Origin of the sequence: Loktanella salsilacus, assembly GCF_024206795.1 — a bacterium.
Taxonomy (GTDB): Bacteria; Pseudomonadota; Alphaproteobacteria; order Rhodobacterales; family Rhodobacteraceae; genus Loktanella; species Loktanella salsilacus.
The window spans coordinates 1,585,134-1,611,559 of sequence record NZ_CP072994.1 but is presented as its reverse complement, the minus strand read 5'-3'; the positions used below and the strand labels follow the sequence as shown (position 1 = coordinate 1,611,559).

General features: G+C 60.8%; 28 protein-coding genes and 1 tRNA gene. 17 read left to right on the top strand and 12 right to left on the bottom strand.

Annotated features, from left to right (window positions below; translation table 11 throughout):
* The first annotated feature begins 35 nt into the window (after window positions 1-35).
* From KBW81_RS07885 to KBW81_RS07870, 4 genes are read left to right on the top strand one after another with little or no spacing between them, the layout of a single operon-like run.
* Window positions 36-407, top strand: a complete 372-nt coding sequence (locus KBW81_RS07885; protein ID WP_254248923.1) for a hypothetical protein — start codon at window positions 36-38, stop codon at window positions 405-407.
* An 11-nt stretch (window positions 408-418) separates the two neighbouring features.
* Window positions 419-895 (top strand): DUF2271 domain-containing protein, encoded by a 477-nt coding sequence (locus KBW81_RS07880; protein WP_254248922.1) that lies wholly within the window; start codon window positions 419-421, stop codon window positions 893-895.
* Window positions 896-909: 14 nt separating this feature from the next.
* The gene (locus KBW81_RS07875) at window positions 910-3,111 is read left to right on the top strand and encodes a PepSY domain-containing protein (RefSeq protein WP_254248921.1); all 2,202 of its coding nucleotides are present in this window, start codon (window positions 910-912) and stop codon (window positions 3,109-3,111) included.
* Window positions 3,092-4,039 (top strand): FAD:protein FMN transferase, encoded by a 948-nt coding sequence (locus KBW81_RS07870; protein WP_254248920.1) that lies wholly within the window; start codon window positions 3,092-3,094, stop codon window positions 4,037-4,039. Before KBW81_RS07875 ends, KBW81_RS07870 begins: the two co-directional genes overlap by 20 nt.
* A gap of 284 nt (window positions 4,040-4,323) precedes the next feature.
* On the opposite strand, the gene KBW81_RS07865 is transcribed toward KBW81_RS07870, so the two are convergent.
* From KBW81_RS07865 to iscR, 9 genes are all read right to left on the bottom strand, one after another.
* Window positions 4,324-4,400: transfer RNA gene (locus KBW81_RS07865), tRNA-Arg, on the bottom strand.
* 52 nt (window positions 4,401-4,452) lie between these two features.
* Window positions 4,453-5,673: a cysteine desulfurase gene (locus tag KBW81_RS07860; RefSeq protein ID WP_254248919.1), complete on the bottom strand. Its 1,221-nt coding sequence runs from the start codon at window positions 5,671-5,673 to the stop codon at window positions 4,453-4,455.
* On the bottom strand, window positions 5,674-6,255 hold the full coding sequence (locus KBW81_RS07855) for a hypothetical protein (RefSeq protein ID WP_254248918.1): 582 nt from the start codon (window positions 6,253-6,255) through the stop codon (window positions 5,674-5,676).
* Window positions 6,252-6,749, bottom strand: a complete 498-nt coding sequence (locus KBW81_RS07850) for a hypothetical protein (protein ID WP_090185264.1) — start codon at window positions 6,747-6,749, stop codon at window positions 6,252-6,254. Before KBW81_RS07850 ends, KBW81_RS07855 begins: the two co-directional genes overlap by 4 nt.
* Window positions 6,749-8,029, bottom strand: coding sequence for a SufB/SufD family protein (locus KBW81_RS07845; RefSeq protein ID WP_090185261.1), 1,281 nt, complete (start codon window positions 8,027-8,029; stop codon window positions 6,749-6,751). The genes KBW81_RS07850 and KBW81_RS07845 overlap by 1 nt, the downstream gene beginning before the upstream one ends.
* Entirely contained in the window at window positions 8,029-8,784 is a 756-nt protein-coding gene (gene sufC / locus KBW81_RS07840; protein WP_090185259.1) for a Fe-S cluster assembly ATPase SufC, read from the bottom strand. Before sufC ends, KBW81_RS07845 begins: the two co-directional genes overlap by 1 nt.
* 57 nt (window positions 8,785-8,841) lie before the next feature.
* A complete protein-coding gene (gene sufB, locus KBW81_RS07835; RefSeq protein ID WP_090185256.1) occupies window positions 8,842-10,359 on the bottom strand; it encodes a Fe-S cluster assembly protein SufB in 1,518 nt (505 codons plus the stop codon).
* Between the two features lie 21 nt (window positions 10,360-10,380).
* Window positions 10,381-11,415 (bottom strand): cysteine desulfurase family protein, encoded by a 1,035-nt coding sequence (locus KBW81_RS07830; RefSeq protein WP_254248917.1) that lies wholly within the window; start codon window positions 11,413-11,415, stop codon window positions 10,381-10,383.
* Between the two features lie 105 nt (window positions 11,416-11,520).
* Complete coding sequence (gene iscR / locus KBW81_RS07825; RefSeq protein ID WP_090185253.1) at window positions 11,521-11,991, bottom strand: Fe-S cluster assembly transcriptional regulator IscR; 471 nt, start codon at window positions 11,989-11,991, stop codon at window positions 11,521-11,523.
* Window positions 11,992-12,212: 221 nt separating this feature from the next.
* On the opposite strand from iscR, the gene KBW81_RS07820 reads away from it, so the two are divergent.
* The 9 genes from KBW81_RS07820 (at window position 12,213) to KBW81_RS07780 (ending at window position 18,899) form a co-directional block, all read left to right on the top strand.
* Entirely contained in the window at window positions 12,213-12,866 is a 654-nt protein-coding gene (locus KBW81_RS07820; RefSeq protein WP_090185250.1) for an alpha/beta hydrolase, read from the top strand.
* A 4-nt stretch (window positions 12,867-12,870) separates the two neighbouring features.
* The gene (locus tag KBW81_RS07815) at window positions 12,871-13,089 is read left to right on the top strand and encodes a hypothetical protein (protein WP_254248916.1); all 219 of its coding nucleotides are present in this window, start codon (window positions 12,871-12,873) and stop codon (window positions 13,087-13,089) included.
* A gap of 112 nt (window positions 13,090-13,201) precedes the next feature.
* Window positions 13,202-14,353, top strand: a complete 1,152-nt coding sequence (locus KBW81_RS07810; RefSeq protein ID WP_254248915.1) for an HD domain-containing protein — start codon at window positions 13,202-13,204, stop codon at window positions 14,351-14,353.
* 108 nt (window positions 14,354-14,461) lie between these two features.
* Window positions 14,462-15,301: a CPBP family intramembrane glutamic endopeptidase gene (locus tag KBW81_RS07805; protein ID WP_254248914.1), complete on the top strand. Its 840-nt coding sequence runs from the start codon at window positions 14,462-14,464 to the stop codon at window positions 15,299-15,301.
* Window positions 15,302-15,364: 63 nt separating this feature from the next.
* Window positions 15,365-17,584 carry a DEAD/DEAH box helicase gene (locus KBW81_RS07800; protein WP_254248913.1) on the top strand — a complete coding sequence of 740 codons (2,220 nt, stop codon included), beginning with the start codon at window positions 15,365-15,367 and terminating at the stop codon, window positions 17,582-17,584.
* A 162-nt stretch (window positions 17,585-17,746) separates the two neighbouring features.
* Window positions 17,747-17,902: a hypothetical protein gene (locus tag KBW81_RS07795; protein ID WP_175499133.1), complete on the top strand. Its 156-nt coding sequence runs from the start codon at window positions 17,747-17,749 to the stop codon at window positions 17,900-17,902.
* A gap of 69 nt (window positions 17,903-17,971) precedes the next feature.
* Window positions 17,972-18,292 carry a TfoX/Sxy family protein gene (locus tag KBW81_RS07790; protein WP_090185241.1) on the top strand — a complete coding sequence of 107 codons (321 nt, stop codon included), beginning with the start codon at window positions 17,972-17,974 and terminating at the stop codon, window positions 18,290-18,292.
* Between the two features lie 62 nt (window positions 18,293-18,354).
* On the top strand, window positions 18,355-18,528 hold the full coding sequence (locus KBW81_RS07785; protein WP_090185229.1) for a YqaE/Pmp3 family membrane protein: 174 nt from the start codon (window positions 18,355-18,357) through the stop codon (window positions 18,526-18,528).
* Entirely contained in the window at window positions 18,525-18,899 is a 375-nt protein-coding gene (locus KBW81_RS07780) for a DUF4112 domain-containing protein (RefSeq protein ID WP_254248912.1), read from the top strand. Before KBW81_RS07785 ends, KBW81_RS07780 begins: the two co-directional genes overlap by 4 nt.
* A gap of 52 nt (window positions 18,900-18,951) precedes the next feature.
* Here the strand turns inward: KBW81_RS07780 and ndk are convergent, their stop codons facing one another.
* Window positions 18,952-19,374 carry a nucleoside-diphosphate kinase gene (gene ndk, locus KBW81_RS07775; protein ID WP_090185224.1) on the bottom strand — a complete coding sequence of 141 codons (423 nt, stop codon included), beginning with the start codon at window positions 19,372-19,374 and terminating at the stop codon, window positions 18,952-18,954.
* Window positions 19,375-19,536: 162 nt separating this feature from the next.
* Between ndk and KBW81_RS07770 the strand changes: the two genes are divergently transcribed.
* The 4 genes from KBW81_RS07770 to KBW81_RS07755 all read left to right on the top strand — a co-directional run bounded on the left by KBW81_RS07770 (window position 19,537) and on the right by KBW81_RS07755 (window position 24,250).
* Complete coding sequence (locus tag KBW81_RS07770) at window positions 19,537-20,976, top strand: alanine/glycine:cation symporter family protein (protein WP_254248911.1); 1,440 nt, start codon at window positions 19,537-19,539, stop codon at window positions 20,974-20,976.
* Between the two features lie 42 nt (window positions 20,977-21,018).
* A complete protein-coding gene (locus tag KBW81_RS07765; protein WP_090185218.1) occupies window positions 21,019-22,872 on the top strand; it encodes an ABC-F family ATP-binding cassette domain-containing protein in 1,854 nt (617 codons plus the stop codon).
* Window positions 22,873-23,027: 155 nt separating this feature from the next.
* Window positions 23,028-23,654: a MarC family protein gene (locus tag KBW81_RS07760; RefSeq protein ID WP_254248910.1), complete on the top strand. Its 627-nt coding sequence runs from the start codon at window positions 23,028-23,030 to the stop codon at window positions 23,652-23,654.
* A gap of 17 nt (window positions 23,655-23,671) precedes the next feature.
* A complete protein-coding gene (locus KBW81_RS07755; protein ID WP_254248909.1) occupies window positions 23,672-24,250 on the top strand; it encodes a retropepsin-like aspartic protease family protein in 579 nt (192 codons plus the stop codon).
* A 129-nt stretch (window positions 24,251-24,379) separates the two neighbouring features.
* Here KBW81_RS07755 and KBW81_RS07750 read toward each other — a convergent pair whose 3' ends face one another.
* Window positions 24,380-24,835 (bottom strand): DNA polymerase III subunit chi, encoded by a 456-nt coding sequence (locus KBW81_RS07750; RefSeq protein WP_254248908.1) that lies wholly within the window; start codon window positions 24,833-24,835, stop codon window positions 24,380-24,382.
* Entirely contained in the window at window positions 24,836-26,302 is a 1,467-nt protein-coding gene (locus KBW81_RS07745; protein ID WP_254248907.1) for a leucyl aminopeptidase, read from the bottom strand.
* Window positions 26,303-26,426: the final 124 nt, after the last annotated feature.

The window sequence follows — 26,426 nt, the reverse complement described above, 5'->3', positions numbered from 1 at the left end:
GGGGGCTGCGCCCGTTTGCCTTCAGGAGACATCAGATGAAATTCCCCCTTTCCATCATTGCAGCGGCGCTTGGGTCGACCGCGGTCTTTGCTGCGCCAATTGCCGCGCTGTCTGCGCAGCCCGTTCCCGCAGCCGGGCAAAATATGACGGAGCCTTTGGCGCTGAAGGTGGGCGCAGATATCGACACCGCGCGCTGGCTTCATCTGATCAGCGGCGATGACGATGATGATGATGAGGACGACGATGATGACGATTGTGACCACGAAGATGACGAGGACGAGGACAGCGAAGATCGGACAGACGATTGCGATGGCAATGCACTGACAGCGCCGCAATCCGGGGCATCTGCGCCGCCTGCCAACGGGTTGTTTACGCCCGGCACAGCCCCGCAAGTCACATCAAACTGAAGGATATCAAAATGACAACGAAATCAGTTCTTGCTGCACTCGTGCTGTCGACTGCCATGACTGTGCCCGCACTCGCGCAGGCAAAGACGGTCAACCTTAAGGCCGACCTGACCCAATACGGCGGCCGCGGGGCATATCTTGCGATCTATGTGACAGATGCCGCGGGCGACTATGCCGGCAGCCTTTGGATGGCAGGGGGAAAGTCAAAGTATTACAAGCACCTGTCCGACTGGGCGCGCCTATCGGGGGGCAGCGCCGATCAGGTCAGCGGTATCACCGGTGCCAGCGTTGGCGAAGGTCAGACGCTGGAATTGTCGATGGATCTGGCCGATGCCTTGTTCGATGCGGGGTATACCCTGCACATCGATGCATCTGTCGAAGACATGCGTGACAGCCCCAATGAAATCGCGGTGCCGTTGACAACGGATGGGGCTGGTGTGGCCGCCCATGGACGGCGCTACGTCTCTCGCTTCCAGTACGACTTCTAGGCCGAGGCAGTCCCATGATCCGCAAGCTTCACCGTTGGCCCGGCCTTCTGGCAGCAGTCCTTTTGATCGTGCTGGCGTTCAGCGGTTCGGTTTTGTCAGTGTTTCCTGCGATGGAACGCATTGCTGCACCAACCGCCACGCAGGATCAGTCGGTGGCGGAGCTTGCGCGTTTGGTGATCGCCGCGCATCCCGGCGTCGAGCAGATAAAGCGTTCGCCTTCTGGCAAAATCACGGTTTGGTGGTTCGAGGGCAATACCCCGGGTGCCGCAAGAGTTGACCCGGCAACGGGCAAGGACATCGGCAGCGCGGACCCTTCAGCGGTAGAGCAATGGTTCACCACATTGCACCGGTCTTTGTTTCTGGATGATACCGGCCGGATCGTCATGGCCATCGCCGCAGCTGCGATGCTGACGCTGACGCTGTCAGGCACCTTGTTGACCCTGCGGCGCGTGGGCGGCTGGCGGCATTGGTTTTCGCGCCAGCGCGGCCCCCGTGCAGGGCGGTTGCATACTCAAATTGCCCGCGTTGCTGCGCCCGTATTATTGCTAAGCGCGCTGACCGCCCTTTGGATGGTGGCATCGACGTTTGACCTTTTGCCCAGCGACGAAGCCAGTCCCGTATTTCTAGCGCAGGTGACCAACCAGACTGGCTTTTCGGTTGCAGACATCGCGACGTTTCAGGCAACCCCCGTAACCGACCTGCGCGATCTGACATTCCCCGCATCAGATGACGCCAGCGACGTTTTTACCCTGACGACAGCACATGGCGCGGGCTATATCGACCAAGGCAATGGCGCCTTGCTTGACTGGGCGACGCCGGGCCCTTGGACCCAAGTTTGGGAATGGGTTTATCTGCTTCATACGGGGCAAGGCGCGGCCCTTTGGGGGCTGATCTTGGGGCTGATTGTCCTGTCAGTGCCTGTCTTGGCCGTCACGGGCACGCTGAGTTGGGTCAATGCCCGCCGCGGCCGTCCGCGGCTGCATGGAACGGTCTCTGCGGCGCGGGCGCAGTCGGTTATTCTGGTGGGAAGTGAAGGCGGTAGCACATGGGGCTTTGCCGCGACACTGGCCAAGGCACTGCAGGCCGCGGGGCAAAGTGTGCATGTCGCCAACCTATCCGATTTCGCGCCGCAGCGGTATCAAGCTGCCCGCCAAATCATTATCATGACGGCAACTTGGGGTGATGGCGCGGCACCTGCTTCGGCTAAGGGTGTGCTTGAAAACATGGCCCATATGCAACCGACAGTGCCACTGGCTGTGCTTGGCTTTGGCGATCGGAGTTTCCCCGCATTTTGCGCCTTTGCGCAGGATGTCGAAACAGCGGCTGTGCAAAACGGGTGGTCGCTTTTGCTGCCACTGGATCAAATCGATCGCCAGTCACCGCAAGACTTTGCGCGATGGGGGCGCAACCTTGGGGCCGTTCTGGATCTGCCATTGGAGCTGAACCACCAACCTGCCCCGCCGCGCGCCACTGCCCTGACATTGATCTCTCGGCGGGACTACGGCGAGGCCATTCAGGCACCTGCCGCCATTCTGCGCTTTGCCTTGCCCAAACAGACGTTTTGGCAGCGGCTGATCGGGCCGCGTTTCGGGCGATTTCAGGCCGGTGATTTGCTGGGGATCGTGCCCCAAGGTGCCAGCCTGCCGCGATATTACTCACTCGCGTCCAGTCACAAAAATGGCTTTGTCGAAATTGCCGTGCGCAAACACCAAGGCGGGCTGTGTTCGGGGCAATTAATCGCGCTTGAGCCGGGGCAGCAGGTGATGGGGTTCATTCGCCCCAATCCTGACTTCAAGCCAGACAACCGCAAAACGCCGCTTATCTTGATTGGTGCAGGCACCGGAATAGGCCCCCTTGCTGGCTTTATCCGGGATCAAGGCGCGCAGCGTCCAATCCATCTGTGGTTCGGCGCGCGTCATCCAGATACTGATTTCCTTTACGGCGAGGACCTGAACCAATGGGCCGATCAGGGCGCATTGTCAGGTCTGCACACAGCATTTTCACGCAGTGGGCAGCGCCATTATGTGCAAGACGCCCTACGCCAAGATGCGCAATCGCTACGCGACCTGATCGCGAATGGTGCAAAGATTATGGTCTGCGGCGGCCGCGACATGGGCGCTGGTGTGCGCGACGCGATCACCGATATCATGGCACCGCTTGGCATGTCTGCAGCCACCCTTAAATCACAAGGACGCTATGCCGAAGATGTCTATTGAACCCGCGCAACACCTGATTGAAGGGCGCACCATGGGCACAACATGGTCCGTGCGCCTTGCCGAAGACTGCGGCGTCAGCCAAGCCACCTTGCAGACCGCATTCCAGCGCGCGGTTCATCAGGTCGATATGCAAATGTCGACGTGGAGCCCGCACAGTGATCTGATGCGCCTGAATGCGGCACCCGTTGGGGATTGGGTACCTTTGCCAAAGCACCTTATGGCGGTGCTGACAGCAGGCCTTGCGATTAGCCGCGACACCAAAGGCGCGTTTGAGATGAACGTCGGTGATGCGGTGCGGGCCTGGGGATTTGGCGCGGATCAAATCAACCTAGACGCCATCCGGGCCGCCAGCGGCTGCGCACGTATCCCCGCAACCCAGACGCTTATCTTGGATGCGGGTAACGGGCGGGCTCAAAAGACAGCTCCGCTGGCGGTTGATCTATCAGGCATCGCCAAGGGCTATGGGGTGGACCGCTTGGCATTCGTGGCCGCCGGGTTTGGGATCAAACACGCGCTTTGCGCGATCGATGGAGAGGTCAAGGCCGTGGGCACCCAAACCTGCGGCACACCGTGGCCGGTTGGGATCGAGGTGCCAGACACGCCAGATCGAAAAATGCATTCTGTCTTGGGCCTTGCGGATATGGCCGTGGCGACGTCAGGCGATTACCGCCATTTCGTCGAAGTGAAAGGCACCCGTCTAAGCCACACAATCGACCCCCATCGCGGCGCCCCTATCGTGAACGCGCCAGCATCAGTGAGCGTTCTGGCAAAATCGTGCATGCAAGCCGATGCAATGGCGACGGCGCTGATGGTTATGGGAAGTGTGGAAGGCCACAAATTCGCGATGGAAAACGAGATAAGCGCGTTGTTTTTAACGCGTAAGGCGGGAAACGTCGACGCAATTGGAACAGGGCTATTCGTAGAATAAGATGCGTATCGCCGCCTGTAGGTTGGCTTGTAAGATCTTCTCTCGGTTTGGATTAACGAGCTTGAACAGGCAACCTGAACGAACCTAGGCAATCGGATCCATGTTTTTAACACTATCGAAGACATGACAGCGGACATTGACCAATCGCGCCCCCTCAATCCGCCCGTTGTTATCGTCAATCAGGTTGGCACAAGACGTTAACAATGATTGGCCGGCTGCGAACCAAGAGCGTCGGCCGCCAAGCATTTCCACTCTAAAGTGAAACGCTAAATGGATGGGGAATTTGGTGCACCCGACTGGATTCGAACCAGTGACCTCTGCCTTCGGAGGGCAGCGCTCTATCCAGCTGAGCTACGGGTGCATACAAGCGCGTCTATAGCGTTGCGGCGACGAGGCCGCAACGCCAAAAGCCATTAGGCGAACAGATCGTGGCACAGTTCCAGCGCATCGACCAGCGCGTCGACTTCCGCCGTTGTGTTATAGACGCCAAAGGATGCGCGGCAGGTCGCCGTCAGCCCAAGGTGGTCCATCAACGGCATAGCGCAATGCGATCCGGCGCGGACGGCCACGCCCTTTTTATCCAGCACGGTCGAGATGTCGTGCGCATGCGCAGGCCCATCCAGCGTAAAGCTGAAAATCGCGCCCTTATCAGGTGCATTGCCCTGCACCTGCAGCCAATTCAGGCCTGCAAGCCGCGTCTGCGCATAGTCGCGCAGCCCGGCCTCGTGCGCGGCGATGTTGTCCATCCCGACATCCATCATCCAGTCCAGCGCGACGCCCAGACCGATGGTCTGAACGATTCCCGGCGTGCCCGCCTCGAACTTCATCGGCGCGTCGTTATAAGTGACCATATCGCGGCCAACCTCGCGGATCATATCGCCGCCGCCCAGAAACGGACGCATCTCGCTCATGCGGTCAGGGTGCACATAGATCGCCCCAGACCCGCTTGGGCCATACAGCTTGTGCCCAGTGATCGCATAGAAATCACAGCCCATGTCCTGCACGTCGACGGGCATATGCACCGCCGCCTGCGATCCGTCGACCAACACGGGCACACCTTTTTCATGCGCGCCGGCACAGATCGCCTTTGTATCGACCAGCGTGCCCAGCACGTTCGACATCTGGGTAATCGCGACCAGTTTCGTCTTTGGCCCGATGGCATCAATCACGGCTTGCGGATCAAGCGAGCCATCAGCGGCGCAATCCACCCACTTCAGCACAACACCCTGCCGTTCGCGCAGAAAGTGCCAGGGCACGATATTCGCATGGTGTTCCAAAATGCTTAACACGATCTCGTCGCCCGCCTGCAAACGCGGCGCGGCCCAGCCGTAGGACACCATATTGATGCCTTCGGTGGTGCCAGAGTTCAGAATGATATCATCCTCGGACTTTGCATTTAAAAAGCGTGCGATCTTGCCGCGCACGCCCTCGTAATGGTCGGTCGCAACATTAGAAAGGTAGTGTAAGCCGCGGTGAACATTGGCATATTCGTTTTCGTACATATGCGTCATGGCGTCGATCACCGCGCGCGGCTTTTGCGCGGACGCGCCATTGTCCAGATACACCAACGGCTTGCCGTTCACTTCGCGGGACAGAATAGGAAATTGGGCGCGAATTGCGTCAACGTCGAACATCTAAAGGGTGCCTCCTTGCAGGGTCACGCCGATCAGGGACAGCAACAGCGCCAGCCCGAATGAAATACCAACGACCCCGATAACAACGGTCGCCAGCGCTTTGAAAAGGTTGTCAAAACCGTGCAGCACGTTGACCAGATGCAAAAGCGAAAACACCAGCCACGCAAGCCCGGCCAATGTAACAATCCCCGCAAGCGGAGGAAACAGCAGCAGTGTCGCAGTCTGGGCCACTTGGATCAGCAGCGCCATCGATTGCCACCAAATCACCAACAACAGCGCCGCGCTAAAACGCCCGGTCCCGCCCAGCATGCGCCCGGTCAGTTGCAGCGCAAAGACCATCATCAGCAAGGACGCGCCAAGGATCACCGTCAGCGCAAAAGGCGTGGCGCGCAGCAATTCTGCGTCTGCGGGGGACAAATACAGCCCAAGTTCCAGCATCAGCACCGACAGCACTGTCACTAGCGCGACCATGCTAAACAGCGCATCTCGGCTTAAACCGATCGAGATCAGCGCCTGTGCGACGCCAGCCGGGTCACGCAAAGACCGCCCGATCCATTGGCCAATCCACTGTCCCGACGTCATTGCTCTGCCTCATAAAGTGACAGCGCCCAGATCCAGCCAAAGGCCAAAACCCAAGCCGCGCCGATCACATGGGTGCCGGCCACCTGCCCCAAAAATCCAGCCATCAGGCCGTAAAGCAGCAGCAAGGGCACGGATGCCAGCAGCGACCAGAACAGCGCCAGACGCGCGGTGTAATGCGTGCCGCGCCCGCGAAACGCCTTTGCAATCAGATGGCTGACAGCCGCCAGCGCATAAAACGCCAACGGCCAGACGGTGATCCAGGCGAATAGCTCGTATGTCATCATCTGCATCAGCTCTCGCGGTTCTGCGCCGGGGGCAAGGTCGAAGCCCGCCGCCGCACGTGTCAGCCGCGGCCATTGCGCAACGAACACCAGCAGGCAGAACACGATCAGATAGGCCAAGGCCCGGTCTTCACGCTTTCCCTTTGCCAGCAAGCCGCGCATTACGATGCGCGGCCCGCGCCACGTGCGGATGATGTCAGATGTGACGGCCATCAGCTTTGGTGGCGATCCAGCCAACCGGCCAGCCGATCCCGCAGATCATCACCAAGAGATTCGTCATCAATCTCTTGCAGCGCCTCGGCCAAGAACGACAGCGTCAGCAGGGTCGTCGCCGTCTTATGCGGTACACCGCGTGACCGCAGATAGAACAACGCATCCTCGTCGATCGCACCGGATGTGGACCCGTGTGAACAGGCCACGTCATCGGCATAAATCTCAAGCTCTGGCTTGGCGAGGAACTGGCTATCGCCGTCCAGCAGCAGTGACTGGCTGATCTGATAGCCGTCGGTTTTCTGCGCGCCATGCTTTACAAGGATTTTGCCCTGAAACACGCCAACCGCACCGTTGCGCAGGACTTTCTTAAAGACCTGACGCGACTCGCAGCCGACCGCATCGTGGGTGATGAAGACGGTGTCGTCGTGGTGGAAACCCTCGCCGTCACCGACGCAGGCACCCGCCACGTGCGCCGTCGCATCGTCGCCGACGATGTCCATGATGCAGTCGTTGCGGGTCAGCGCGCCGTTTATCGATAGGGTAAAGGACTTGAACGTCGATCCGGTCCCGATGCGCGTAAAGGTGTGCGTGTTCATCCGGCGGCCCGTATCACGGCCCTGCGCACGCACATGGTGGAACGTGGCGCCATCAGCGACATCGACTTCCATGTTCGACATGAACCGTGCAGCCCCAGCGCCGCTTTCCAGCAGCGTAAAGGTCGCGCCTGCGTCTAGCTTGACCACATGATGCAGGGCCACATCGGCGCCCGCATCTTTGCGATCATAGCGGACATGAACAGCACGGGCCGCGTCGCCCGTGACGTGGATCAGCAAGCCGTCCGTCGCCATGGCCGTGGTCAGCGCCGCCAGCGGACGCTCGACCGGGGATTGGCCGCGCGCTTCCAGTGTGCCCAGCAGATCGCCAGCCCAAGTGATATCCTGCGCCTGCGCCAGCCGCGTGATGGTCACGCCAGCAGCTTCCAGGTCGTCCGAGGCATCTGCATCGAACGCGCCATCCACAAAGACCGCCATCAGCGCATCCGCGCCAGCAAATTCGCGGTCCGAGGCATCTGCCAGATCAGCCGAGATGACAGCGGTATCCGTCAGCGTTGTCGGATCGGAAAACTTCCAATACTCGTCGCGCCGCGCGGGCAAGCCCATCGCGGACACCCGGGCCAAGGCCGCTTTGCGCGCCTTTGTCAGCCAAGCCGGCCCGTCCGGCAGCGTCACCGCTGCCAAACGCGCGTCGGTCGCGTCCTGTTTGCGTTGCGGCAGGGCCATTAAGCGTCCTCCGCCAGCAAATCGGCGTAACCGTTGTTTTCAACTTCAAGGGCCAGCTCTGGGCCGCCCGACTTGATGATGCGGCCGTTCGACATGATGTGCACGACGTCTGGTTTGATATGGTCCAGCAGACGCTGGTAGTGGGTGATCACAAGGAAAGACCGCCCTTCGGACCGCAGCGCGTTCACACCGTCAGCCACCAGCTTCATCGCGTCCACGTCAAGACCGGAGTCGGTCTCGTCAAGGATGCACATCTTTGGCTCTAGCATCGCCATCTGCAGGATCTCGTTGCGCTTTTTCTCGCCGCCAGAGAAGCCAACGTTCACAGGACGCTTCAGCATCTCGGCGTCGATCTTCAGGTCCTTCGCCTTGGCGCGGACTTCCTTCAGGAAATCACCTGCCGACAGCTCTTCTTCGCCGCGCGCTTTGCGCTGTGCGTTCACAGCTGTGCGCAGGAACGTCATGTTGCCAACACCCGGAATTTCCACCGGATACTGGAACGCAAGGAACAGGCCCGCCGCAGCACGCTCTTCCGGCTCCATCGCCAGCAGATCAACGCCGTTCAGCGTCGCCGTGCCGCCGGTGACGGTATAGCCATCCTTGCCGGACAGCACATAAGACATGGTCGATTTGCCAGAGCCGTTCGGCCCCATGATCGCATGCACTTCGCCTGCAGGGACGGTCAGATCGACGCCCTTCAGGATCGACTTGTCTTCATCTTCCAGATCGACCTTCAGGCCTTTAATTTCCAACATATTCTTCTCCTTCACGGTCCCGCAGGACCCGTCTTTTCCGCGCCCCTGAGGGCAAATTTATCCGACAGAACCTTCAAGCGAGATCGCCACCAGCGCCTGTGCTTCCATCGCGAATTCCATCGGCAGCGCTTGCAGCACTTCCTTGCAGAACCCGTTCACAACCAGCGCGACGGCCTCTTCCTCGTCCATCCCGCGCGAGCGGCAGTAGAACAGCTGCTCGTCATCGACCTTGGACGTGGTCGCCTCGTGCTCCACACGGCTCGAGTTGTTCTTCACCTCGATATACGGCACCGTATGCGCGCCGCACTCAGATCCGATCAAAAGGCTATCGCACTGCGTATAGTTGCGCGATTCCTTCGCCTTAGGGTGCATCGACACAAGGCCGCGGTACGTGTTCTGCGCCTTACCAGCAGAGATACCCTTGGACACAATCCGCGACTTCGTGCGCTTGCCCAGGTGGATCATCTTGGTGCCGGTATCGGCCTGCTGCATGTTGTTCGCGATGGCGATGGAGTAGAATTCACCTTGTGAATCGTTGCCCCGCAGAATGCAGCTTGGATACTTCCACGTCACGGCAGAGCCTGTCTCGACCTGCGTCCACATGATCTTGGACCGATCACCACGGCAATCGGCGCGCTTGGTGACGAAGTTATAGATGCCGCCCTTGCCTTCTGCGTCGCCGGGGTACCAGTTCTGCACCGTGGAATATTTCACCTCGGCGTCTTCCTCGATGATGATCTCGACCACAGCTGCGTGCAGCTGGGCGACATCACGCTTGGGCGCTGTGCATCCTTCAAGGTAGGACACGTAGGACCCCTTGTCGGCGATGATCAGCGTGCGTTCAAACTGGCCGGTGTTTTCCGCGTTGATCCGGAAATAGGTGCTCAGCTCCATCGGGCAGCGCACACCGGGCGGGATGTAAACGAACGAGCCATCGGAAAACACAGCCGAGTTCAGCGTCGCATAGAAGTTGTCCGTCACCGGCACGACCGTACCAAGGTACTTCTTCACCAGCTCCGGATGCTCGCGGATCGCTTCAGAGATCGAGCAGAAGATCACGCCAGCCTTCATCAGTTCCTTCTGGAACGTCGTGCCGACGGACACCGAGTCGAACACCGCGTCCACAGCAACCTTGCGGCCCTCGTCCGGCACAGCGCCTTCGACACCGGCCAAGATCGCCTGCTCGGACAGCGGAATACCCAGTTTCTTATAGGTCTCCAGCAGCTTAGGATCGACCTCGTCCAGCGACTTGGGCTTCACTTCCATGCTTTTGGGGCGGGCGTAGTAATACAGATCCTGAAAATCGATATCCGCAACCTTCAGCATCGCCCAGTTCGGCACGGTCATGCCTTCCCAGCGCGCAAACGCGTCCAGACGCCACTGTGTCATCCACTCGGGCTCTTCGTTCTTGCCGGAAATCAGTTTGACGATATCGGTGTTCAGGCCCTTGGGGGCATAGTCCATCTCGATTTCGTCGTCGTTCCAGCCGTACTTATAAGCACCCGACAGCTGAGCGACCGCATCCACGGTCTCTTGATCTACGCCTTCTTTGACGTCCACATCCATTGCAGCCATTTTACTCACCTCTCTTGCAGCTCACGCCGCCATCATCCGTTTGGCCCGTGCGCACCATGCCTCAGCAAAGCGCAGAACCTCGTCTTCCGTCGTCTCGATTCCCAGCGATACGCGCAACGCGCAGCTCGCCTGATCGACATCGTATCCCAGCGCCGTCAACACGGGCGACGCCCGCACCTTGCCGCTGCTACAGGCAGAGCCTGCCGATACGGCAAACCCCGCCAAATCCATGGCCATCACCTGCGTCTCGCCGCGCCAACCGGGGCAGATCATGCAGGTGGTGTTCGGCAGCCGGTGCACATCATTCCCGACAAAAATAGTATGCGGAGCCTGAGCCGCAACCGCCTTTTCTAGAATATTTCTAAGTTCCGCAACCCGGTCCCAGCGCCCCTGCGCCAGATCATCCTGCGCCGCAGCGGCGGCAGCGGCAAAACCGGCAACCCCGATGATATTCTCGGTCCCAGACCGCCGCCCCATTTCTTGACCTCCACCGCGCAATTGCGCTGGCAGATCAAAGCCTTGCGGCATGATTACCGCACCAACGCCCTTGGGGCCACCAAACTTATGCGCCGATAAGAACACAAGTGCGACACCCGCCCAAGCATAGGAAAACGCCACCCGGCCAAAGCCTTGAGTAATATCGCTCACCGCCAGCCCCTCTGGCAGTTTCTGCACAATCCCCGTCTCGGAATTGGCAAGCTGCACCACAGACTGCGCCGGATCGCTGACCTGCACCTGCCCGCCGCTGACGGGCAAATCACAGGTCGCCCAAGCGCGCACCGCTTCATGTTCCAGATCAGACCCATGCAGACCGCGCCCGGCCAGCGCCAAAGCAGATGCCTCGGTCGCGCCAGACACAAACACAACATCCGCCTGCCCGGCCCCGACGGCCTCGGCCACCTGCGCCCGGCACCGCTCTAGCAAGGATCGCGCCGCCCGGCCTTCGGCATGCACGGAACTGGGATTGCCGACGACATCCATCGCCGCAATCATCGCCTCCCGCGCCGCGCTGCGCAAAGGCGTCGTCGCATTATGATCCAGATACACGCGGCTCATGGCTTCATCTTGCTGAAAATACTCCGGGGACGGCGCGCCAGCGCCGGGGGCAGAGCCCCCTCTTCGACACGCCGGTGCAGAACGCCATTTGTGCCTTTGCCCAAATCACGCATCCCCCACCTCATCGACCACCTCGAACAGCGCCGGGACCGCCGGACACGGGGCCATGGCGTTGCCCACAACATCGCTCAGCCGCGTCTGGTGCAGAAACACATAAACATGCGCGCTCAAGCCCTCCCACAGCCGGTTGGTCAGCGACTGCGCCCGCGACCCAGAGGCCCCGCCAGAGGCGCCAGCGCCCTTGTGCATCGCACTGACCGTCTCATCCACTGCGCCCAGAATATCGGCGACGCGAATGTCCGACGCAGCCCGCGCAAGGCGATAGCCGCCGCCCGGCCCGCGCACCGATTCCACGAGCCCCTCACGCCGCAGCTTCACGAAAAGCTGCTCTAGGTAGGGCAGACTGATGTCCTGCCGTTTGGCGATCTCGGTCAGGCTGACCAGGGTGCCACTGGGTTGCAGCGCCAGATCGGCCAGCGCGACCATGGCATATCGCCCCTTCGTGCTCAGTTTCATCTTAACGCCTCCCGGTTCCGCTCAAACCCATAGCTGCTCAAACCCATAACTGCATAAACCCAGAACTGCATAAACATTGACGAAACGCCCCCGCCTGATTAGGTCACCCTCAATCCGGCCGCGCGGGACACCTCGTGCGGATTTAGAATCTTTCTAAGGTGCCTGAGCGTTTTCGTCAAGAATACGAACGCCGCCCGCGCACCGCAGCAGTTGGAACGCCCATGCCCGAAGTCATCTTCCCCGGTCCAGAAGGCCGCCTTGAAGGCCGTTATCACCCGCAAAAGGACCGTGATGCGCCGATCGCTATCGTGCTGCACCCGCATCCGCAGTTCGGCGGGACGATGAACAACAAGGTCGTCTACAACCTGCATTACGCCTTTTATAACATGGGCTTCACTGTGCTGCGGTTTAACTTCCGCGGCGTCGGACGCTCTCAGGGTGAATACGATCAAGGCATTGGCGAGCTCTCTGACGCCGCCTCCGCCCTCGATTATCTGCAGTCGATGAACAACAACGCCAAGCATTGCTGGGTCGCTGGTTTTTCTTTTGGCGCGTGGATTGGCATGCAGCTTTTGATGCGCCGCCCGGAAATCACAGGCTTCATTTCCGTCAGCCCGCCGGCGAATATGTATGACTTCAGCTTCCTTGCGCCCTGCCCGGCGTCTGGCCTGATCATCAACGGCGCCGCCGACCGCGTCGCGCCGCCGGCCGATACGGTGACCTTGGTCAACAAACTGCACGACCAAAAAGGCATCACCATTACCCACGAAGAAGTCCCCGGCGCGGGTCACTTCTTTGAGGATCCGCACATGGACCCGATGATCGGTTCGGTCAAAAGCTATGTGCGTCGTCGCCTGACAGAAAACACCCGTTAAGCGCATGTCATATACCGATGATGTCGCCCTCGATCTGGCCAAACTGGCACTTGATGACGCCGCCCGCTCTGGCGACGAGAAAATCGTCGACCAAATCGGAGAGATCTTGGGCGCATCGTCCCAGACCTTGCAGGAAAGTTATCTGATGTTCGTGCGTGTGCGCCGGGCAGAGGCGCGGGCGCGGGCCTTGCTCGATTCGCGCAAGGATAAAACGACTGAATAACCCCTCGCGCGGTGCGGTATACGCGCCGCGCGGTTAAGGTCTAATATTGTAAGGCATGGGAAATATAACTTAATATGTCCATGCGAAACATTTACGAATTGAAATGTATCTCATGCCTGCTTCCCACGACCGCCTGACCCGCCAACTCGCCTTTTTGTCAGAGGTCGATCAGCTTAAATCCGTCGTCCGCGCCAACGCGCTGATGGACGGATCGCGCCGGGAAAACGCGGCAGAGCATAGCTGGCACCTTGCGCTTTGGGGCCTTGTCTTTGACGCCCCCGCCGCGACCATCAACATGGCCTTGCTGCATGACATCGTCGAGGTGGACGCGGGCGATCACCCCATCCACATCCCCCAGGACCACGCCGCGATTGCCATCAAGGAACGCGCCGCCGCAGATCGCCTGTATGCAATCCTACCCGATGACCAGAACGCCCTGTTCCGCGCCCATTGGGAAACGTTCGAGGATGCCGCGACCGAGGCGGCCCAGCATGCCCGCACGCTCGATATGGCGCAGCCCCTGATGCAGGAACTGCTGAACATCTCGCAGACCGAAGTCGACCGCGACATCATTCGCGCCTTGCTGGCCACGGGGCGTCCATCCGCCCTCGCCGATGACTGGCCGGCGCTTTATGCCTACGCCCTTGGCCTGCTGGACCGCACCAATCCGCGCCTTGATGCGGAAACCGCTGCCCGCCTGCGGTTTCTGGCAGAGGCGGATAGGCTGAAAACCGAACTGCGCGCCACGACCCTGTTTGACGGCTCGCGCCGCGAAAACAGCGCGGAACACAGCTGGCACCTTGCGCTTTACGCCCTGACGCTGGCCGAACACGCCGTGCGCCCGGTGGATGTGGACCGCGTCATTGCCATGCTGCTGATCCACGATCTGGTGGAAATCGACGCAGGCGATCTGCCGATCCACACAACCGCCAGCGACCAAGGCGCGAAAGAGGCGGAAGAGCACGCCGCCGCCATCCGTCTGTTCGGCCTGCTGCCCAAAGCTCAAGGGGCGGCCCTGCACGCGCTGTGGCACGAGTTCGAGGCGGCCGAGACGGACGACGCGATTTTCGCCAAGGCGCTTGACCGGGTGCAGCCCGTCATGGCGAACCTTGCGACGGGCGGCGGCACTTGGCCGACCTACAACGTCACGCCTGCGCAACTGCAAACCCGTGTCGGCGTCAAAGTCCAACGCGGCGCGCCCGCAGTCTGGTCCGCGCTCGAGGCGCAGATCGACGCGTGGTTCACGGCGGACCAGATCGCGTAAAGCACACTTGGCACATTCCGGTGATCGCGGCTGTCAGGCGCTAATCCGCGCTGGCACGCAAGATACCTGCCTGCCATAACCGCGCGATTGCAAGGTAAAGGCAGACAGATGCGCCCGTTTTCAACCTATGGCAGCCGCCACCCCTTTGCCGCCGCGATCACCGTGTTGGCCCTGACGATGGGCTGGTTCATCCTGCCATTGCTGCTGCGCGGTCCGGTGGATGTCACCAACGGCACTGGCGTCGTCGATATGTCGAATCTGCTGCCCTTTATCGTGAACGAAGCCATCTTGGTGCTCGCGCTGTGCCTGATCGTGGGTTTGCTGCGCTGGGGGCACGCGACTGGCCTGTCGGGTCCAGTTGATCCGGCGGGCATGCGCCTTGCGCTGTTTATCCTGACGCCGCCGGTGTCGATTGTGGCGGTCACATGGTTGGGTTTTGTGTCGCTGGAAGGCGGGGATGTCATGCGGTCCGCGCTCTGGCCCATCGCCACCCTCGCCCTGATGGTCGGCCTGTTCGAGGAGCTGTTGTTTCGCGGTGTCCTGCTGCACGGCCTGCGGGCTAAGTTCAGCGCAGGCTGGGCGATCTTGGCCTCTGGCGTGGTTTTTGGTCTGTTCCACGGCGTCAACGCCCTTGCCGGGCAGGATCTGACCGTCACCGCAATCCAGATTGCAGGCGCTGGGGGGCTGGGTCTGTTCTTTGGCGCGGTCACGGTGCAAGCCCGCAGCGTCTGGCCAGCGGTGGCCTTGCATGCCTTGTGGGATGCCTTTGCCTTGTCTGCGCCGGTCGCTTTTGACCTGCTGCCGCAGTCCGATACCATGGCCGCACCGCAGCCCGGTTTGCCCGCGCTGATTATGCCTGCGCTACTCAGCCTTGCGGCATGGATTATCCATCGCCGTTGGTGTAAGCGGATGGCGCGCGCAGCTTCAAACCAATTTGACAGTAATTGACACTGGACAGACAAGGTCAAGGGGCATAGGGCGACAAGCTGACTTATTCCGGACCCATATCCCATGATCGATACACTCGCCCGCGCCCTTGCAGATAAGGGCTATGATGCCCTCACACCCGTGCAGGAGGCCGTGACGGATCCCGATCTGGATGGTCAGGACCTGCTGGTCAGTGCCCAGACCGGCTCTGGCAAAACCGTCGGCTTTGGCCTTGCCATCGGTAAAACGATTCTTGCCGAAGACGGCACATTCGGCCCGGCTGGCCGCCCTCTTGCCCTGATCGTCGCCCCAACGCGCGAACTGGCCTTGCAGGTAAAGCGCGAATTGTCGTGGCTGTATGCTGGCACCGGCGCAGTTCTGGCGTCCTGCGTTGGCGGTATGGATGTGCGCGACGAACGCCGCAGCCTTGATCGCGGCGCGCATATCGTCGTCGCAACGCCCGGCCGCCTTGTCGACCACGTCAAGCGCAGCAATATCGACCTGTCCGACATCCGCGCCATCGTCTTGGACGAAGCGGACGAGATGCTGGATCTGGGCTTTAAAGAAGACCTAGAGTTCATTCTTGGCGAAGCCCCGCCCGAGCGCCGCACGCTGATGTTCTCGGCCACGGTGCCTGCAACCATCGTCAAGCTGGCGAAATCCTATCAGCGCGATGCTGTCCGCGTCACCACGGTGACGAAAGAAGGCCAGCACGCCGATATCGAATACCGCGCCCTAAGCGTCGCGCAGCATGACGGCGACAACGCCATCATCAACGTGCTGCGGTTCTACGATGCGCCCAACGCCATCGTTTTCGCCAACACCCGCGCCATGGTCACACGCCTGACCACCCGCCTAAGCAACCGTGGATTTTCCGTGGTCGCCCTGTCCGGCGAGCTGTCGCAGCAGGAACGGTCCCACGCGCTGCAAGCCATGCGCGATGGCCGCGCAAAGGTTTGCGTAGCAACCGACGTTGCTGCCCGCGGTATCGACTTGCCGAACCTAGAGCTGGTGATCCACGCCGAACTGCCGACCAATGCCGAAATCCTGCTGCACCGCTCTGGCCGGACCGGCCGAGCTGGTCGCAAGGGTATCTCTGCCATGATCGTGACGCCGAAAATGCGGCGCCGGGCAGAAAACCTGCTGACATGGGGCAAGCTGCAAGCGACCTGGGCGATGGCACCAAGCGCGGATGAAATCCTGCGCAAGGATGAAGAGCGTCTGCTGAATGACGAAATCTGGGGCGAAACCTTTACCGAAGACGAAAAGGCATTCGCGAGCCGTCTGCTGGAACTGCATGAGCCAGCACAAATCGCTGCCGCCTATCTGCGTGTGTATCAAGGCAAGCAGTCCGCGCCAGAAGACCTGAGCGCCGTCAACGCCCCCGCACCCCGCGATGGCAGCGACAAGGCCCCGCGCGAGCGTAAAGAAACCTTTGGCCCGTCCAAGTGGTTCCGCGTTGATGTGGGCCGTGACCAAAAGGCCGAGGCCCGTTGGTTGCTGCCGATGCTGTGCAAAGCTGGCGACATCACCAAGAAAGAAATCGGCGCAATCCGCATCCAAGCGGACGAGACTTTTGTCGAGATCGCCGAAGGTGCCTCTGCCGCGTTCATCAAGGCTGTTGGCCCGGACATGGTGCTAGAGAATCAGGCCAAGCTGAGCATCGTTGACGGTGTGCCGCAGATCAGCGATCGCGGCCCGCGTCCCGATAAAAAGGCGTATACGCCGCGTGACAATGATGCGCCCCGCGCACCGCGTCCGCCCCGCGCCCGCGACACCAGCCCGCCGCCGCCCAGCCGTCAGGATGACGTGGCCGCCATCGCGCCAAACCGCGATGATAGCGCCAAGGCGCGCAAGCCGCGTGCCAAGCCAGAGCGCAAGGATCACGGCGATGCGCTGGTCGATCTGAACAAGCCACGCGGCGCAAAGCCTGTGTGGAAGGGCAAGTCCGACGACGCGCGCCCTGCCCGCGCGCCCTACCGCGCTGATGGCGACGCCAAGCCTGCCTATAAGGGCAAGTCTGACGGTGCCCCCGGCGGCAAGCCGGCATGGAAAGACAAGGGCGACAAGCCTGCGTACAAAGGCAAATCGGACGGCAAGCCGGGCGAAAAGCCCGCGTGGAAAGGCAAGTCCGAGGGCAAGCCTGCGTGGAAAAAGCCTGACGGTGCCCCTGCAAAGCCAAAGGCCAGCGCATCGGACACATCCAAGCGGTTCGTACCCCCGGGCGGCAAACCTGCTGGTAAGCCCGCTGGTAAGTTCGGCGGCAAAGGCAAGCCCGGCGGAAAAGCGCCGTTCAAGCGCTAAGCCACGAAAGGGTGAGTTTCGGATCGGTTAACAATGCCTTAATTCCGCCCCAATTCGGCCCTGACATAAACATGATCCGGGCCGAAATTGACTTCATCGCCCAATAAGAGGCGATGGGTCGGGAAACGAAAAGAACGTCGGCAACAATTTAGGACCACCTTCATGGCCAGCCAGCATTCCGCCCAATCAGAGGCAGAGCAACAACAGCAGCAGGGCGGAAACTCCGTCCCGTCGCAGCAAACCGGCACCCCAGTGGCGCCGCAGTTTGAGCAGCAGCAGGCAAACACACCGATTATTCGGGACTTTGCCAGCATCTAAATACATAGAACCGGATCGCCGCGGGAATTTCCCTCGACGGTCCGGGTTTCTTTGGTGATAGTGGTGAGTATGACCGCCATATCGACAATCAAAAATCTTGGCCCCGCGATGGAAACTGCATTGATTGATGCAGGCATCCCTGACGCGGAAACCCTGCGCGATCTTGGCGCGGATGCAGCCTATGCCAAGCTGCTGGAAAATGGGCAGCGCCCACATTTCATTGGATATTACGTGCTGCACATGGCGCTTCAGGGGCGACCTTGGAACGACTGTCAGGGCGCTGAAAAAGACGCGTTGCGTGTCAGCTTTGACGCTCTTTGCGCCAAATACGTCGATCAGGCCCGCACAGAGCTTGAGGCGTTCATGAACCGGATCGGCGTGCGTAAATAGTAAGGTCGGAACATTGCGCGGGGCTTGCGCATTAACTTGGTGAATAATCAAGGAGGCCCATCATGGACCTGGTCCGCATCATCCTATCCGTTCTGATCCCGCCGCTAGGCGTTTTCCTAAAAGTTGGCTTTGGCAAGCATTTCTGGCTGAACATCATTCTGACATTACTGGGCTACATCCCCGGTCTGGTCCACGCGATCTGGATCATTGCCCGCACTGAACCGGTGTCGGCATGAACGATCATCACACACGCCTAGAGCGCCTAGAGAAGATGGCGCACCGCATGGATACGGCGATCCGGGTGCCGATCATTGGCCTGCGCATCGGTTACGATTCGATCATTGGCCTGATCCCCGGCGTCGGCGACATCCTGACGCTGGCCCCGTCCGCTTGGATCATCATCGAGGCAAAGCGCATGGGCGCATCGCCACATGTGATCGGCCGGATGGCGGCGAATACAGCGACGGATACGCTGGTCGGCATGATCCCTATCTTGGGCGATCTGTTCGACGCGACGTTCAAATCCAACCGCCGCAATGTCGCGATCCTACGCGAACATCTGGAACGCAAAGGGGCCGTCCCAGCAGGACAGCCCCAATACGCCTGAGTTATCAGGCAAAGATGACGAAAAGGCGGGCGCTGTGCCCGCCTTTTGCGTTTTAGCCAACCAGTTCAAGACCGGAGAAGAAGAATGCGATTTCTTCTGCAGCGGTTTCTGGCGCGTCGGAACCGTGGACGGAGTTTTCGCCGATGGACAGCGCGAATTCCTTGCGGATCGTGCCGGCAGCAGCGTCTGCTGGGTTCGTTGCGCCCATGACGTCACGGTTCTTCTGGATTGCGTTCTCGCCTTCCAGAACCTGCACAACGATCGGCTCGGAAATCATGAACTCGCACAGTTCGCCAAAGAAAGGACGCTCGGAGTGCACGCCGTAGAACTGCTGTGCCTGAGCCAGCGTCATCTGGATACGCTTGGATGCGACAACGCGCAGGCCAGCTTCTTCGAACTTGGCGACGATGGCGCCGGTCAGGTTACGCTTTGTGGCGTCGGGTTTGATGATCGAGAATGTGCGCTGGATAGCCATGATATGATTCTTTCGGTTGGTGGACGGGCGCGGTGCGCCCGGCGTGAAAACTGGCGCTGCCCTAACATGGGCGCGGCACGGTGAAAAGCGGCGATGCTTGCCTTTCCGCAGCACACGTTTAGGTGGTGGCCTGCATAAAAATCAATCACGAGGGGTAAGGCGATGAATCTGGTCGTCGATTTTCTAAACAACGTGCTGTGGGGCTATGTGCTGGTCTATGGCCTATTGGCCGTCGGCCTGTTTTTCACGGTGCGACTGGGCTTCATCCAGTTCCGCCACTTCCCCGAGTATTTCCGCGTCATCATCGGATCGCGCGAGACATCAAGCGATGGAATCACCCCGCTGCAAGCGCTGACCATTTCGCTGGCCAGCCGCGTTGGCACCGGAAACCTAGCCGGGGTCGCGGTCGCGATCTATCTGGGCGGACCGGGTGCGATTTTCTGGATGTGGATGGTGGCGCTGGTCGGCATGGCGACGGCTTACGCCGAATCGACACTGGCGCAGCTGTATAAGGTCCGCAACGCCGACAGCCAGTATCGCGGCGGGCCTGCATTCTACATGGCGAATGGCGTCGGGTCCAAAACGATGGGCTATGCCTTTTCCATCTGCCTGATCCTGTCCTTCGGTCTGATCTTCTCGGCGGTGCAAAGTAATTCGATATCAGAGGCGATGACGCAGGCCTTTGGCGTGCCGGGCATCGTGACGGGCCTTGTGATTGCGACGCTGGCGGGCATCGTGATCTTTGGCGGCATCCGGTCCATCGCCAATGTGGCAGAGAAGATCGTGCCCGCCATGGCAGGCATCTATCTGCTCGTCGCGATCTATGTGCTCGCGATCCACATCACCGAAGTGCCCGCCATGCTGGCGCTGATCGTGAAATCGGCCTTCGGGTTCGAACAGGCCGCTGGCGGCTTTACCGGCGGGATCATGGCCGCGCTGATGAACGGCGTGAAACGCGGCCTGTTCAGCAACGAGGCTGGCATGGGCTCTGCCCCGAACATCGCGGCGGCTGCGGTGCCAAGCCCGCATCACCCCTCCAGCCAAGGTCTGGTGCAGGGCTTGGGCGTGTTCATCGACACCTTGCTGATCTGCACGGCGACGGCGCTAATGATCCTGCTGTCTGGTGCGGTGGATTACGGCCCTGATGGCGCGCAAGGCATGGTCCTGACGCAGAACGCCCTGTCCGAACACATCGGCAGCGCAGGCCCGATCTTTATCGCCGTGGCGATTCTGTTCTTTGCCTTCACATCCATCATCGGCAACTATTCCTACTCGGAATCCGCGATGGAGTTTCTGGGCCTTGGCGGGCGCACACCCCTGCTGATCTTGAAAACGGCGGCGATGGGCATGGTGATTTGGGGTGCGGTGCAGCCTGTGTCGGCGGTGTTCAATCTGGCGGATGCCAGCATGGCGGTGATGGCGACGATCAACCTTGTGGCCATCCTGATCCTGTCGGGCACGGTTAAACGTCTGACAACAGACTACTTTGCGCAGAAAAAGGCCGGCAAGGTGCCGCTGTTCCGCATTAAGGAACACCCCGATATGGGCCACGGCATTGATCCGACGATCTGGAACCGCGACGTCGCAGCAGAACGGCAATAAACCCCGCTTTCCCATGGCCGCCGCCTCTGCTATGCGGCGGCCATGCTCAAAATCTCAGACATCACATATTCCGTCGAAGGCCGCACGCTGCTGGAAAACACCAGCGTCACCATTCCCACGGGTCACAAGGTTGGACTGGTCGGTCGCAATGGCACCGGCAAGACGACACTTTTCCGCATTATCCGTGGCGAGATGATCCTCGACACCGGCACGATTTCCCTGCCTCGCGGCTGGAAGATCGGTGGCGTCAGCCAAGAGGTGCCCGGTAACGAGGTGTCCTTGCTCGACACCGTGCTGCGCGCCGACGTAGAGCGCGAGGCGCTGCTGGCCGAGGCCGAAACCGCCACCGACCCGATGCGCATCGCAGACGTGCAAACGCGCCTTGCCGATATCGACGCATGGAGCGCCGAAGGCCGCGCATCCACGATCCTCAAGGGTCTGGGCTTTACCGACGAAGAACAGCGCATGCCCTGCTCTGCCTTCTCTGGCGGTTGGCGGATGCGTGTGGCCTTGGCCGCCGTCCTGTTCTCCGAACCTGACCTGCTGTTGCTCGACGAGCCGACCAACTACCTCGACCTTGAGGGCGCGCTCTGGCTTGAAGCCTATATCGCCAAGTACCCTCATACCGTGCTGATCGTCAGCCACGACCGCGAATTGCTGAACCGTTCTGTCGGCGGGATCCTGCACCTCGAAAACAAGGGCCTGATCTACTACACAGGTACCTACGACATGTTCGCCCGCCAGCGCGCTGAAAAGATCGCGCTGCTGACATCGGCCGCGAAAAAGCAGGACGCCAAGCGCGAACACCTGCAAAAATTCGTCGACCGGTTCAAGGCAAAGGCATCCAAGGCCAAGCAGGCCCAGTCCCGCGTGAAAGCGCTGGAAAAGATGGAAACGATCCGCGTCCCCGCTGACGCGGCCCGCACCGTCTTTACCTTCCCCGAACCAGAAGAGCTGTCGCCGCCCATCATCAGCGTCGAAGGCGGCGCTGTGGGTTACGGCAACACCATCGTGCTGCACGACCTGAACCTGCGCATCGACCAAGACGACCGCATCGCCCTGCTGGGCCGCAACGGCGAGGGTAAATCGACCCTGTCCAAGATGCTGTCGAACCGGCTGGAATTGGCGCGTGGCACCATGGTCACGTCCAACAAGTTGCGCATAGGCTTTTTCGCCCAGCACCAGGTGGACGAGCTGCGGATCGAAGAAACCCCGCTGGAACACCTGCTGCGTGAACGCGCCGAAGAAGGCCAAGCGAAGCTGCGCGCGCGCCTTGCAGGCTTTGGCCTTGGCGCTGACCAAGCCGATACCGCCGTGGGCCGCCTGTCGGGCGGTCAAAAGGCGCGTCTGTCGTTGCTGCTCGCCACCCTGCCCGCGCCGCACCTGCTGATCCTCGACGAGCCGACGAACCACCTTGATATCGAATCGCGCGAAGCCTTGGTCGACGCGCTGACCGCCTATTCCGGTGCCGTCATCCTTGTCAGCCACGACATGCACCTGCTGTCGATGGTCGCCGACCGGCTGTGGCTGGTCAAGGGCGGCAACGTCACGCCCTATGACGACGACCTTGACGCCTATCGCCGCATGTTGCTGACGCCTGAAAAGCAGCAGGAAAAAGCCAAGCCCGCTGCCCCGAAGGTCAAAAAAGCGACCCGAGAGGAAATCATGGCGCTCCGCTCTGACGCCCGCAAAGGCGAAGAACGGGTCAACAAGATCAACGAAATGCGCGATAAGCTGGCGAAAAAGCTCGCCGACCCAGCGCTCTACGATGACAGCCGCATTGGCGAGCTGGCAACCTGGAACAAGAAATACGCCGAGGTCATGGAAGGCCTCGGCCGCGCCGAAGCCATGTGGATGGCGGCTCTTGAAAAGCTGGAAAAAGCCGAAAAAGGCTGAACCTTGGCCAAGCGCGGCACCCTGCCTCGCTTTTTCGAAAAATACGCCCGCCGGAGGCATCCACCCCTTGCCCCCGGCGGCCCCTCTGCCTCAGCATGCCCCCATATCACCTTGCAAGATAAACTCCCGCCGGAGGCAAACCAAAGGCCGCACCCATGACCGACCTGCCCGCCCTGATCGCCGCTTTTACGGCTATGTTCATCGTGATCGACCCGATCGGTTTGGCGCCGCTCTTCATCGCAATGACCCAAGGCATGACCCAAGCCCATCGCCGTGCGATTGGGGCCCGCGCCTGCCTTGTCGCGATTGGTCTGCTGCTGATGTTCGCCTTTTTCGGCGAGTCGCTTCTGGAATTTATCGGCATCTCGATGCACGCCTTCCGGATCGCGGGCGGTGTGCTCTTGTTCATTACCGCGCTCGACATGCTGTTCGAACGACGTCAGGCGCGGCGTCAGGACAATGCGGATGACGCGATTGACCCCGCACACGACCCTTCAATCTTTCCCCTCGCCATTCCGCTGATCGCCGGGCCCGGCGCGATCGCCACGATCATCCTGCTAACGGGTCAGGCAGACGATGCCATGGGCTTTGGCGCGGTGCTGGGTGTGATGATGATCGTCATCGGCATGGTGTTCGCCATGTTTATGGCGGCCGGCCTGCTGGAAAAGATGCTTGGCAAAACCGGCATCAACGTTGTGACCCGCCTGCTGGGCATGTTGCTGGCGGCTCTGTCGGTGCAGTTCATACTGGACGGGCTCGAGGGTTTCGGTCTGGCAGGCTAACCCCTATATGCTAACGCATGAATACTGATCAAATCATCCAAATTAGCTATCTGACCCTGATGGGCGGCGCGATAGCGGCCAGCTATTTCGTCAGTCAGCGGGGCCAGATGGGTAAAGTCGCGCAGCAAGCCAGCATTTGGGGCCTTATCTTTGTGGGCGTCATCGCAGCGGCAGGCCTGTGGGGCGATATCCGCGGCAGCGTTGCGCCGCAGCAAAGCATCACGGCAGGCGGTGCCATCACCTTGCCGCGCCAATCCGACGGTCATTTTTATGCGCGGCTGGATGTGAACGGGCAGCCGATCACGTTTATGGTCGACACCGGGGCCTCTCAGGTCGTGCTGACGCAGGATGATGCGCAGCAGGCCGGGATTGATACAGACGCGCTGCGCTATCTGGGACAGGCCAGCACCGCCAATGGTGTGGTGCGCACGGCGCAGGTCACGCTGGGCCAAGTCACGCTGTCGGATGTGACACTGGCGGATGTGCCTGCGGTGGTGAACGAAGGGCAGATGGATGGCTCGCTTCTGGGGATGACCTATTTGCGCAATTTCAGTAACATCCAGATCAAAGACGATGCGCTGATTTTAACAAGGTGACACCATGCGACTGACCCTGATCCTGATGCTGGCCCTTGCGGGCTGCGCTGCGTCAAACCAACTGCCAGAAGACTTCGATCCGACCTACACGTTTTAACCCGCACGGTTTGCGGCACCCAAAGGCTCCACTTACCCAGCTTCGGCCTTTTTGATCCAGCGGCCGTCGTCTTGCGCCCAGTACTGCGCCGCAACCGCAGCGCCCGTCAGCGATTTCCACTGACCGCGCGCATGTTGCAACGCGTCGCCGTCGTGACCGTCGAACATGATGCAGGCGCGCTGCGCGCTTGCGATCTCGGCCGGTGTCAATTCGGCCCCATCCACGCTGATTACGCAGTCGAAACCGTCTGACGGAATATCCGCGCCCAGCAGGATCGGCTGGTCCGCGTCCTGCGACCCAGTCAGCCCGTGGGCGCGAAAGCTATCCTCTGGTCCGTTCCACAGCACCTTGTCCAGCCGGTCCAGCAGCGCCGGACGGCGGCCCCGGACCAGCACCCGCCAGCCCTGCGCGCGGGCCCGGTCAAGGATCTGCGGCAGGGCGTCTTCCAGCGGGCTGTCGGTCAGGTGGTAGAAATAGACGGCGCCCATTTAGCCCTCGAACTTGTCGGCGATCAGGCGGTTCAGCGCCATGACGCCCCAGCCCGTCGCACCCTTGGGGGCCAATGCCGTTTCGGATTTGACTGACGCGACGCCAGCGATATCCAGATGGCACCACGGCGTGTCCGGTTTGACAAAGCGCTGCAAGAATTGGCCAGCGGTGATCGACCCGGCATAGCGGCCGCCAGTGTTTTTCATGTCGGCGATGTTGCTGTCGATCAGCTTGTCATAGGCCGGGGCCAGCGGCATGCGCCACGCGCCCTCGCCCTCGGACCCGGCGGCCTTGAGGAACGCGCCCGCCAGATCGTCATTGTTGCTGAACACGCCGGCGTTTTCATGGCCCAAGGCCACCAGCATCGCGCCGGTCAGGGTGGCAAGGTTGATCATGCCGCAGGGCTTAAAGCGGTCCTGCGCGTACCACAGCACGTCCGCCAGCACGAGGCGGCCTTCGGCGTCGGTGTTGATGACTTCGATCGTGTCACCCTTCATCGAGGTCAGCACATCGCCGGGGCGATACGCGGTGGATGACGGCATGTTTTCCACAATGCCCACAAGGCCCACGACATTCGCCTTGGCCTTGCGCAGCGCCAGCGTGCGCATCACGCCCGCCACCACGCCCGCGCCGCCCATGTCCATGGTCATGTCTTCCATGCCCGCCGCGCCCTTGATGCTGATGCCGCCGGTGTCGAACACGACGCCCTTGCCGACCAGCGCGAAGGGGGCTTCGTCCCCGCCGCCGTTCCACTGCATCACGACAACCTTGGACGGGCTGGCAGAGCCTTGGCCGACGGCCAGTAGCGCGCCCATGCCAAGCTTTTTCAGGTCATCCTCTTCGAGGATCTCTACATCAAGGCCAAGGTCCTGCATCGCGGCAAGGCGTGCGGCAAAGTCGTCGGTGGTCAGCACGTTGGCCGGCTCGTTCGTCAGATCGCGGGTAAAGAACACGCCTTCGGCGATGGCCATGCCGGTTTTTGCGGCCTTTGCGGTGGCTTCGGGATCGTCCACCAGCAAGGTGATCGCGCCGGGTTCGGATTTGGTGCCGGATTTATGCGCGTTGAAGTCATAGCTGCGCAGCGCCAGACCCAGCGCGATATCCTCTGCGCGGGCGGTTTTGCCCAGCAGGACGGTCAGCGCGTCCTTGCCCTGCGCCTTGGCCAATTGGGCGCCAATGCGGCGGGCGATGGTCTGGTCCGGTTTGGCGGGGGATTTCACGACCAAGACGGCATCAGCAGCCAAACCTGCGGGGAACGACAGGCGCATGACGTCGCCGTCTTTTGCCTTGGCAAAGGCGTCGCTCTCAGCGGCGCGGGTCAGCGCCTTGCGGGTCAGGGCGTTCACTTTGCGCGCGCCTCCGTCCATTTTACCATCAGGCGTGACCAGAACGGCCAGCAGACCGGTCAGTTCAGCGAAGGTATCAAGGTCTGCGGCGTCAAAGCGGATATCGGCGATCTGGGTCATGGGGGCCTCTTGGCTGTGGCAACTCGTTTGCCCCTAGCTAGCGGCCCTGCGCCGCAATGGCCAGTTTGCAGTTTCGGTGGACGCGGCCTTGGTCTAGTTTGCCGCAACCGCTGCGCAGGAAGTA